At 46.1% G+C, this 10,862-nt stretch carries 9 protein-coding genes; 4 read left to right on the top strand and 5 right to left on the bottom strand.

Going from position 1 to position 10,862, the window contains the following annotated elements; translation table 11 throughout:
- From QUA53_RS20265 to QUA53_RS20250, 4 genes are all read left to right on the top strand, one after another.
- Positions 1-248 (top strand): hypothetical protein (locus tag QUA53_RS20265; RefSeq protein ID WP_333099451.1); only part of this gene is annotated, 248 nt, incomplete at its 5' end.
- 90 nt (positions 249-338) lie between these two features.
- Positions 339-2,066 carry a diflavin flavoprotein gene (locus tag QUA53_RS20260; RefSeq protein ID WP_333099450.1) on the top strand — a complete coding sequence of 576 codons (1,728 nt, stop codon included), beginning with the start codon at positions 339-341 and terminating at the stop codon, positions 2,064-2,066.
- A gap of 212 nt (positions 2,067-2,278) precedes the next feature.
- Positions 2,279-2,908 (top strand): hypothetical protein, encoded by a 630-nt coding sequence (locus QUA53_RS20255; protein ID WP_333099448.1) that lies wholly within the window; start codon positions 2,279-2,281, stop codon positions 2,906-2,908.
- The gene (locus QUA53_RS20250; protein WP_333099447.1) at positions 2,901-4,646 is read left to right on the top strand and encodes a diflavin flavoprotein; all 1,746 of its coding nucleotides are present in this window, start codon (positions 2,901-2,903) and stop codon (positions 4,644-4,646) included. Before QUA53_RS20255 ends, QUA53_RS20250 begins: the two co-directional genes overlap by 8 nt.
- 140 nt (positions 4,647-4,786) lie before the next feature.
- On the opposite strand, the gene QUA53_RS20245 is transcribed toward QUA53_RS20250, so the two are convergent.
- The 5 genes from QUA53_RS20245 to QUA53_RS20225 form a co-directional block, all read right to left on the bottom strand.
- Positions 4,787-6,238, bottom strand: coding sequence for a methyl-accepting chemotaxis protein (locus QUA53_RS20245; RefSeq protein ID WP_333099446.1), 1,452 nt, complete (start codon positions 6,236-6,238; stop codon positions 4,787-4,789).
- A 45-nt stretch (positions 6,239-6,283) separates the two neighbouring features.
- The gene (pgsA, locus tag QUA53_RS20240) at positions 6,284-6,808 is read right to left on the bottom strand and encodes a CDP-diacylglycerol--glycerol-3-phosphate 3-phosphatidyltransferase (protein ID WP_333099445.1); all 525 of its coding nucleotides are present in this window, start codon (positions 6,806-6,808) and stop codon (positions 6,284-6,286) included.
- A 208-nt stretch (positions 6,809-7,016) separates the two neighbouring features.
- Positions 7,017-7,862 carry an ADP-ribosylglycohydrolase family protein gene (locus QUA53_RS20235; RefSeq protein WP_333099444.1) on the bottom strand — a complete coding sequence of 282 codons (846 nt, stop codon included), beginning with the start codon at positions 7,860-7,862 and terminating at the stop codon, positions 7,017-7,019.
- An 82-nt stretch (positions 7,863-7,944) separates the two neighbouring features.
- Positions 7,945-8,610: a sugar transferase gene (locus QUA53_RS20230; protein WP_333220826.1), complete on the bottom strand. Its 666-nt coding sequence runs from the start codon at positions 8,608-8,610 to the stop codon at positions 7,945-7,947.
- A gap of 309 nt (positions 8,611-8,919) precedes the next feature.
- A complete protein-coding gene (locus QUA53_RS20225) occupies positions 8,920-10,824 on the bottom strand; it encodes a hypothetical protein (RefSeq protein ID WP_333099442.1) in 1,905 nt (634 codons plus the stop codon).
- Between the last annotated feature and the right edge of the window lie 38 nt (positions 10,825-10,862).

Below are 10,862 nucleotides of genomic sequence, written 5' to 3'. Positions count from 1 at the left end.
AGGAGCCGTGTGAAGAGAAATTTTCACGCACGGTTTTGGAGAGCGGCGGCGCTCGTGAGAGTGTCGCCGACTTTAATATCGCCGAACCACTTGAACTCAGTTTTATTACCACAGAGACAAGTTTATTGTCAACTGTTTGTAGACCCAAAATTGATTTTATTGAATTTTCCTTCTTCCTCAAATCCGTTACATCCCGTACAGTGCTTTGTTGCCGAACTGCCTTACGCCATAAATTTTGGGATACTTAACAGCCTCATAAGAAATTTTATAAAGATTTACAAAAGAAACGTGTCAGAATGAAAAGAATAAGGTAATGGGTAAAAGACAAGGAGGCACTGATGGTAGCGCTGACTGAACGAGTCCAACGCAGATTGACGGTGGAAAAAGTCGAAATTGCCCCTGACACAACGGCAATTCGATGCCTGGACTGGGATAGAGACCGCTTTGACATCGAATTCGGACTCAAAAACGGTACAACTTACAACTCATTCATCATTCGCGGTGACAAAACCGCCCTCGTCGATACCTCGCACGAGAAGTTTCGCCAGCAGTACATGGAAACTCTGACGGGCGAAATTGACCCCAAAGAGATTGACTATCTAATTATCAGCCACACCGAACCAGACCACAGCGGTTTAGTCAAAGACGTGTTGGCGCTGGCACCCCAAGCGATTGTAGTGGGGGCGAAAGTAGCAATTCAATTTTTAGAAAATCTTGTACACCAACCATTTGAAAGATTGGTAGTCAAAAATGGGGACAAACTAGATTTAGGAAACGGCCACATTATCGAATTTGTATCGGCCCCGAACTTGCACTGGCCTGATACTATTTTCAGCTACGACAGCAAAACTCAAGTGCTGTTTACCTGCGATGCTTTCGGGATGCACTACTGTTCCGACAGCACCTTCGATGACGATTTAGCAGCAGTTGAGGAAGATTACCACTTTTATTATGAGTGTTTGATGGCTCCCAACGCTCGATCGGTACTCGCTGCGATGAAGCGGATGGCAGAGTTGGGAGAAATCGGTACAGTTGCGACCGGTCACGGGCCCTTGCTGCGGCACAATGTTGTGGAACTTACGGGACGCTACAAAAAGTGGAGCCAAGCACAAGCTAAGGCAGAAACTACTGTAGCGGTATTTTACACCTCCGACTACGGATTTAGCGATCGACTCAGCCAAGCGATCGCCCACGGTATCACCAAAACCGGTGTCGCCGTGGAAATGATGGATTTGAGAATCGCCGACTTGCAAGAAGTTGCGGAACTTGTCGGTAATGCTGCCGGTATCGTAATTTGTTCGCCGCCGAGTAGCGGTACTGCTGCTGCGAATGCCGAAGCTGCCATCAACACAGTTTTAGTTGCTGCTAACAACAAACAATCTTTCGGTTTGTGCGAATCCGGCGGTGGCGATGACGTATCTATTTACCCGCTGAGAAACAAGTTCAAAGAGTTGGGTTTAAAAGAAGCATTTCCCAACATTTTAATTAAAGAATCACCGACTGAAGCGAGTTATCAACTTTGCGACGAAGCCGGCACTGACTTAGGACAGTGGCTGACGCGGGACAAAGCAGTCAAACAGATGAAATCCCTCGACAGCGACCTCGATAAAGCTTTGGGACGAATCAGCGGCGGACTGTACATCATTACCGCTCAAAAAGGCGAGGTTAGCGGTGCGATGCTAGCTTCTTGGGTAACTCAAGCTAGCTTTAAACCGCTGGGTTTAACAATAGCAGTTGCGAAGGATCGGGCGATTGAATCGATGATGCACGCGGGAGATAAATTTGTTCTCAACGTGCTGGAAGAAGGCAATTATCAAACTTTGATGAGGCACTTTTTAAAGCGTTTTGCTCCTGGTGCCGATCGATTTGCCGGAGTTAAAACTCAACCCGCAACCAACGGTTCTCCGATTTTGACAGAGGCTTTGGCTTACATGGAGTGCGAAGTTGTCAGCCGGATGGAACTTTCGGATCATCATATCGTATATGCGATCGTCGATAGCGGCCGCGTCTCCAATCCCGATGCACTGCCTGCCGTTCACCACCGCAAGGTCGGAAATCACTATTAGGAAGCAAGTTCGGCAACGATCGGTGTACGGGGGGTTGAACGGATTTAACGGACTCTTTCTCAGGGAAGAAACGTGATTTCTTTTACGCAGCGACTCTCAAAGTAAGGTGCAACCTCAGCACCTTACCAGGCTCTCAAAGTAGGGTGCAATCTAAGCACCTTACCGGGCAAACCGTTGTCATTTTGACTGCATTTTAACTAGGGGAATTGCCAATGCCTGCCAATCTTTTAGAAGACCGAGATTACACAATTATTATTGCCAGAAGCGATGCCAGCCGAGACGCCCAACATCCTTGGTACGAGGAATGGGTAGAAGCACAGGCATCTCTGATAGACTTAGCAAAAAAATGTCAGGAATTTGACACCGACGGCATCACTCTTTACGAAGCTTCTACTCCTATGTGGAAGTATAAAAATTCCAATGTTGCCCGGTTAGCTGAAATTTTGCAGCGACAAAATACGGAACCGGATTCAGCAAAGCCGACTGCAATTAATTTGGAAGAAGCTCTTAAAGCAAGTTTTAGCGATTATTTCGCCAACAAAACAGATGGCAAAGGGAAGAAAGGAGCAATAATTGTTGCAGTCCTAGATCAAAAACCAGAAAATACCGCTGCAGTCGCTGAAATTCTTGTAAGTGCGGCAAATAAAATAGAGAAAGATGAAGAAATTGGAGTCAGCTTTATCCAAATTGGGGATGATTTGAAAACCAGGGAATTTCTGACTGACCTGGATACCAATTTACAGGGTAGAGGTGCAAGGTTTGACATTGTAGATACCAAGTTTTGGCACGAAATCAAAAGAAGTTCTGTAGTTCAGTTTCTCATAGGTGCAATTAATGACTAACACTTTGACTCCAAGACTGGCTTCTGATACCAAACCCCGCGACGTGCAGTTTATCCCGATCGCACTCGATACTTTTATTGTGCGATCGCGCACTTGGGATCGACTCAAATTTGAAGTCGAGTATTCGCTGCAAAAGGGTACGACAGCCAATAGCTATATTATTCAAGCTGACAAAACAGCTTTGTTCGACCCGCCCGGGGAATCTTTTACTCAAAATTACCTGGAATTTTTGCAGAAACGGGTGGACTTGACCAAGCTGGATTACATAATTTTGGGGCATTTCAATGCTAACAGGTCAGTCACAATTAAAGCTCTGTTAGAATTAGCTCCTCAAGTAGCTTTGGTTTGCACCAATCCCGCCGCAATTAGTTTACGAGCCGCTTTTCCCGACCAAGAATTAAACATTCTGATCGTTCGGGGAGAAGAAACTCTCAACTTAGGAAAAGGTCACGCCTTAAAATTCATCGCGACTCCGACTCCTCGCTGGCCTGATGAACTTTGCACCTACGATCCGCAAACTCGAGTTGTGTTCACAGACAAACTATTTGGAGCTCACGTTTGCGGCGACCAAGTATTCGATGAAGGGTGGAGCGTTTACAGCGAAGATCGGCGCTATTATTACGATTCCCTGCACGCATCTCAGGCAAAACAAGTGCTGGCCGCAATGGATAAATTAGCCGATTTACCAACAGCATTTTATGCTCCCGGTCACGGCCCGATCGTCCGTTACGGCCTTAATGAACTGAGCAATTTGTATCGGGAATGGAGCCAGCAACAAAATTCAAAAGACTTGACAGTTGCTTTGATTTATGCTTCGGCTTACGGAAATACGGCTACTTTAGCGCAGGCGATCGCCAAAGGAATTACTAAAGCCGGCGTTGCGGTGGAAAGTATCAACTGCGAATTTGCCGAACCGGGAGAAATTAAAGAGGCGATCGAAAAATGCGCGGGATTTATCATCGGAACTCCCACCCTAGCAGGACACGCTCCGACGCAAATTCAAACAGCTTTGGGAATTGTTTTATCTACCGCAACTAAGAGCAAATTAGCGGGGGTTTTCGGTTCTTTTGGCTGGAGTGGAGAGGCGATCGATTTAGTGGAAAACAAGCTGAAAGATGCTGGCTATCGAATTGGATTTGAGCCGATTCGAGCCAAATTCAAGCCGACGGCGGCGACGATTCACGAGTGCAAAGAAGCGGGAACAGATTTTGCTCAAGCTTTGATTCGAGCGCAAAAATTGCGGGCACCGAAACCGCAGTTAGCAGCAGGGAGCGATCGCACTGAACAAGCAGTAGGGAGATTGGTTGGTTCGCTGTGCGTACTCTCGGCGAAGCGGGGGGAGGTTAGCAGTGCGATGCTTGCTTCCTGGGTGTCGCAAGCAACGTTTAATCCGCCCGGTGTGACGATTGCGGTGGCAAAAGATCGATCGATCGAAGCTTTGATGTACGCCGGAGATAAGTTTGTGCTGAATATCTTAGCCGAAGGGCGACAGTTGCGGAAGTATTTCATGAAAAACTTTGCTCCGGGAGAAGACAGATTTGCGGGAGTCGAAACAATGGAAGCTAGCAACGGCTGTCCAGTTTTGACTGATGCTCTAGCTTATCTGGAATGCGAAGTGATAAGTCGGATGGAATGTGGCGATCACTGGGTAGTTTATGCGGCGGTTGAAAACGGTCATTTGCTGAAAAATGACGGGGTTACAGCGGTGCACTACCGGAAATCTGGGAGTCATTATTAAATCGAAACAATCTCGCAGAAACCTGTTGTTGTAGGGCGGTACCCTCGTACCCCCTCTTATTTCTTTTTACCCTGACCTTCTACTTCGCTCAGGAACCGAGACTTGACTGCTCGCGCAGCCGAAGCGCATTATTCCTGATGCTAAGATAGCTTTTTAAGTTCTTCTGCGGTTTCGTTGAGGAGTTGCGTACTGAGTTTAACTTGAGCAAGACTACTCCCAGTTTCTGTTGCTCCTAAATTAACATTGTTCATCGCCTCAAGCACTTGTTGAATTGCGACCGCCTGTTGGTTAGCATTCAGAGAAATCTGTTTGTTGTTCAAAAATACTGTGTCGATCGCATCTGCTACACCCGCAAAAATTTCTGTTGTCCCTTGAGCTTGTTTAATACCTTGCTCCGCTGTTTTTGCTCCTTCATTCGTTACTATCACCGTATGGTCGATCGCCACTTTAATTTCTGTCACCAGAGTATTAATTTTCTCGGCTGATTTTTTGCTTTCCTCAGCTAGTCGGCGAATTTCTGTCGCAACTACAGCAAAACCCTTACCATTTTCGCCAGCACGGACTGCTTCGACTGTGGCATTGAGAGCCAGCATATTGGTTTGGTTAGCGATATCGGCTACTAGGTCAGAAATTCCACCAATTTTAACAGCATTGTCGCTCAAATAGGTAATCTGTTTGGTGATCGCTCCTACTTTTTCTTGAATAGTTACTATCCCCTTCATGGTATTTTCTACGGATTTATTACCGGAATCAGCTAGTGTTAGCGCTTGATGAGCCGAGACTGCTGATGCTTCTGCTTGCTTGGCTGAAAGTCCCGAAGCAACACCTAACTCATTCATCGTCGCAGTCGTTTGATTCACAGCATTAGCTTGTTGAGACACAGTGTGTTCCTGCTGAGCCACGGCGGCGGCGATTTGCGTTGAAGAAGAGACAATCTTCCTCACAGATTGTACTATTGGGTTAACAATCTCACTGCTGACGATCGCAGTCAGGGATGCTGCGGACAACAAAGCGAAGATGAGAGTAAGCAGTAGCAGGACGGTCAAATGCCCAATCTTCGCTTCAATTTGATCGTGTTTTGTTGCGCCGACTTTTCGCTGAAGGTCGATTAGTGCTGAAAAGTTATTAACTGTTTCGGCACCGAAGGGAGTTGTCGTAGCTGCGCGATACTCTGCTGCTTCCTTAACTTTGCCTGCTTGCTGCAACTCAAACCACTTAGGTCTAGCTGCAACATACCTTTGATAAATATCTTGCACTTTTTTGAAAGCTGCTTGCTCTTCCGCTGTGAGTTCACCTTTAGCATATTCTCGCAGGCTATCGTCAATTATTTTGTATAACTGTGGCTCTTGCGCCAAAATTTCCGATCGCTTTTCTGGTTGAACTATAAACTGGGGGAAGCCGTAACGAAGCTTCCACAAAGCCGACTCGGCGTTGGCTAAAGCAACTGTCCCCTTAACTTGATATGTGTACAATTTCTCCGCATCTTCGGCTAGTTCAACTGTGTTTCGCCAACCAACAAACCCCACACCTGCGAGTAAGGCTATCAAAGCTCCAAAGCTAGCCAATAATTTAGCCCGAATCCCTAAGTTCATTGGATTTTAGATTTTATATTCAACAGAATAAGGAATAACGACGAACTAGGCTTTGTCAAGCTCAGCATTCTTTTCCGGCCACAGATAAATAGCGCCAGAAATCAAAGTTAAAGCCACAGAAACCCAAAAAGCAATTACTGCGGGAAAATTCCACGCTTCAGACAGAGGAGCAATTAAAAGTGCGATCGCCACAATCTGACTCACCGTCTTCAACTTCCCCCAAATATTAGCTCCCGAAATCGTAGTTTTATTAACACGCCACCCCGCAATTGTCAACTCTCTTCCCAAAATCAAAAACACTCCCCAAGCCGGGACTCTACCCAACTCAATCAACACTAAAAGCGGCGCGAGAATCAATAATTTATCCACCAAAGGATCGAGAAACTTACCCAAATCGGTAATTTGATTCAGCTTCCTAGCCAAATAGCCGTCCAGCCAATCAGTAGCCGCAGCTACCACAAAAATCGCGGTGCAAATCCAGCGGCTTTGAGCGCTTGGGTCGTACAAACCGTAGAGCAGGAAAGGTACTCCCAGCAAGCGAGAAAAAGTAATCAGATTAGGCAAATTCATAATAGATAGGACTAAGGCAAACTGGAAAATTAAACAAAGGTATGTAGTTGGGCTTTAGCGCTCTTAGTTTAGGAAAGAACCCTCAAGCGCAACTACCTACATAAAATTTAACGCTATTTGTGACAGTTGATCTTAATCTTCATATAAAGAATTTAGCCAACGAAACAGTGTAAGGTATTTAACGAATGTAACCTATCTCAGGAAGAAGTCAGAAGTCGATCGCGCAATTCATTAACTGTCGATCCAGTTCTATGATATAATCTCTGCCGTAAGATTGATTTTCTAATCCTTGTACCAAATTTTCTGGCAGGTCTTGGGCAATTTCACTGCTACAGGAACCAGCAGCTAAAGCAATAGTTGCTACTGTATCGACATCTCCCGAAAAGGCAATGCAATCTTGGAGAAGTTTGCTCATACTATCGTTTCGCATGACCGCAGTAATAGCTGCTTTAACACAGACCAAACCTTTAACGCTGACTTCTCCTTGCCAAGGTATCGACCACTCACCAGCTACGTGCTTTTCTAGAAAGTTTCCCAAATTCTTCTTTAAACCTAGCTGATAAATAAAGTAATGGGACATCAAGGCTGCTGCTATAGCTGCATTAATGCCATCAGGAGTGTTGTGAGTAATTGCAGCTTGAACGGTAGCATTTTCGATGACTTTTTCAATAGTAGGAAAAATGCCAATAGGACCTGCTCGCATCGCAGATCCGCTTTTATCGCTAGCGGAGTGAATTTTTTTTAAGAATTCTTTTCCGTCTTGAACTTGTAGCAAAAAATTGTAAAATTTACCAGCATAACCAAATCGCCGATCGCGGTGAAAAGCTGCAACAAATTTGCTGGCTAAAAGTTCCGGTGTCCAAGGTTCTCGGCTGACGATAGCTTCTGCGACGGCTAAACTCATCTGCGTATCGTCCGTGTAACATCCAGGCTGGATATCGTGACGGGGATGCTTGATGTAGCCGTTGAGATTGTTGTACATTTCGATCGTCTGCTGGTCAACAAATTCAAAACCCGCACCGTAAGCATCACCAAGCGCTAATTCTATTAACATATATTTAATCAGTTTCCAACTATTTCATCCCCGGTTTGGCCTAAAATTTAAAATCCAAAAACACCCCGAAACAGCAAGTCTATTAACACGCACCGTTTTTACTGAAGACAACCCAAATTGTTTGGCAAATCAGAGTGATGTCGTAAACAACAGACCACTTGCGCTGATAGTCGAGATCCATGAGTACAATCTCGTCAAAGTCTTTAACTCCAGACCGTCCGTTGACTTGCCACTCCCCAGTCATACCGGGTTTGACATTTAAACGTTGCCAGTGAAAATCGTCATAGGCAGCAACTTCATCAGGAGTTGGCGGCCTAGTTCCCACCAAACTCATGTCACCGACTAACACGTTCCAGAATTGAGGCAACTCGTCCAAACTCGTGCACCGCAAGAAGCGGCCGACGCGGGTAATTCGCGGGTCATTTTCATTCTTAAAAATGTGACCATTGGCTTGGTTCCTAACTAAATGTTTGAGGTTTTCTGCACCGACAACCATCGATCGAAATTTCCACATTCTGAAAAGCCGCCCTTTGAAGCCGCAGCGGACTTGACTGTAAAGCAGCGGACCCGGATTGTCCAATAGCATCGCCACTGCCACCGGCACCGCCACCGCAGCAGCAATTGCCAGTCCCAGCAGCGAGCCCAAAATATCGATTAACCGTTTTACCTTGCTAGTTACGGATCGGTGATGCTGTTTTTTTGATACACAGACTCTGTAAGTAAATTCTTGAAAAAATAAGGACAGCATTTCTGATAATGATGATTTCCACGAGGCACCCATCGGAAATTTCATATGATTTGTCTCAACTTTAACGATCTCTTACCTCCATCTTATTAGCCATCCCAAATCTGCAGAGCCTGAAATGCTGAGGTTTGCACAATCTTTAAAAATGTATAAAGTTTCTATGTGTTTTTTATAAGAACGTATAAAGTTTATATAAAGTTACGTAAATTTACAGAAAAAAGTTACTCCTGGACGCAAAAAAAACCTGGTTTCGACTAGGACTCTTCCCAAAAGACAGGGAGGATTCTACTGAGAAACCGGGTTTGTTGCCGTTTAGCGATAAATATCGGTGCCAACATCCCAAGCAAGTGTTAGCGGCTCTAACAATTTTTGCTGGCTGCTAGAGGCGAGTTTGCCTAAATATTCGCGGACAACAGAGGCGTGTTCGAGATTTAAACGATAACCCCGCGAGACATCTTCAAAGAACAGCGGCTCAGCCAAAATTGCTTCCCAATCAGGATTTTGTCTAGACTCCTCGGCCAACAGCATGAAATCTTCCTCCGCAGGCACAAGTCCCGCCGGCAAATTTCCTTCCAAAATCCGCAAAATCCGGGGTTCGCAGGTGCGGGTATTCACGCCCTGACGTTCCAACAACTGCAAAATTTCCTGAAAGCTCAAAGTTTCCTCACCCAAAACCTGCATTAATTCCCACAGCAGAAAAAAGTCGCTGTACTGCTGCTGCGACACATCCAAAATGTGAGGATATAGAGCCAAACTCGCCAACCCGCAGGCAACTCGACCAAATTTTTTAGAAAAATTGGTACTTTGAGATACAGAATTTAATGCAGAATTGTGAATCTCAAAAATATCTCGATCGACCTGCAATTCGTGGTCTTGAACTACGATCGCATTCGGCAACTTCTGCCGCAACCAGCGGGCGATCGCAGGCCAAGCACCCATACCACCCGCACAAATCGCCTGATTAATCCCCGCCGGCGACATTCCCGCGCGGCTGAGCAAAGCATTCAATTCGCGGTTTAACTGCTGCACAAAAGGCACTAAAACCAGACTTTCCAAATCTTTGCGCTTCACATCCCAATGCTGCTGGTCAATATCCAAAGCAAAACTTTTTTGATGTTGCAAAATAACTTTTATTTGCCTTGCTGCTTCTAACAATTGCAGGCCAAAAGCAGAACCTTGTAACCGCTGCTGCAATTGATAGCGACTCGGCAAATCTGGATGCCCCGGACGTGGCAAATCGATCGACATTCCCCAAGTTTCATTTTTAGCCAACAACTGACAGATAATATCCTGATCGAAAGCATCGCCAGCAAAACTAAAACTCTGGCAAGTAAAATCAGCACGAGTTAAATCTTGAAGATTCGACGGCAACTCAACTAAAGCTAATTCCACCGTCGCCGCCCCCGCATTCAAAATCAAAGTTCCCCCGCTAAAAGATGAAGCATTCACACTCAGCGGTGCAGCTTCTTCTGAGTCATTAGCAGAATCCACGGCTGACGACTCGACTTCCATGCCATTGTTCACAGGAGTTACAGCAGCCAGCAAAGTGGCGATCGCATCTTCCACCACAAAAATTTGCGAACCCGAAGCCACCAAAGACGCGCCCAAAACCGCCTCCCGCAGATTAAACATATAAACATCCGACCAGCCCGCTGGAGTCCCCAAAATGACACCCTGCAAGTCTAAAAGCGCCGCATCGAGAGTTTCTGGCGTTAGTCCCGAAGCCCTAGAGATTAAATTGGAAACTGGCAATCCTGCAAAAATCTCCCTTGGTGCAGAATCCAAAACTTCCCCCGATCCGTCAAATTTTTCTCCCCGCAAACTCGGATTCAAAGTAGCCAGCAGTGCCCGCACACTTTGCAGCGGCAAGGCGATCGAAAAAGCCTGCAAGGGCAACCACTGCAACAGCGGTTCGTACATCCCAGCAGCCTTCCGCTGATAAGGAATGCCCACCTTTAAAGGCAATTTAAAATTTTCCAGTAAAAATTCTCCTGCAGCCAAAGGCTGAGGTCGGAATCCCACCGACTTGACTGTCACCTCTGACCCTGGGCTTCCTGGGGCTGTTTCCGCCAGCACTGCAGCCGAGGGAACCCGAAAGCTGGCGTCTGCTGCCCAAGGCTCAACCTGCGACGCTTCCCAGTAAATTGGGTGCAACTGGCCGCTGGTGCGATCGAGCAAAGCTGCAGACAGGCCGCTGGAACCAAAATCAATGCCCAAATACCAGCTAGAATTCCGGCCTTTTCGGGATGGGGCGA

It is taken from the genome of Microcoleus sp. Pol12B3 (assembly GCF_036701355.1).
GTDB lineage: Bacteria > Cyanobacteriota > Cyanobacteriia > Cyanobacteriales > Microcoleaceae > Microcoleus.
The sequence above is the reverse complement of the archived record's forward strand: the minus strand, read 5'-3'. Positions and strand labels throughout refer to the sequence as shown.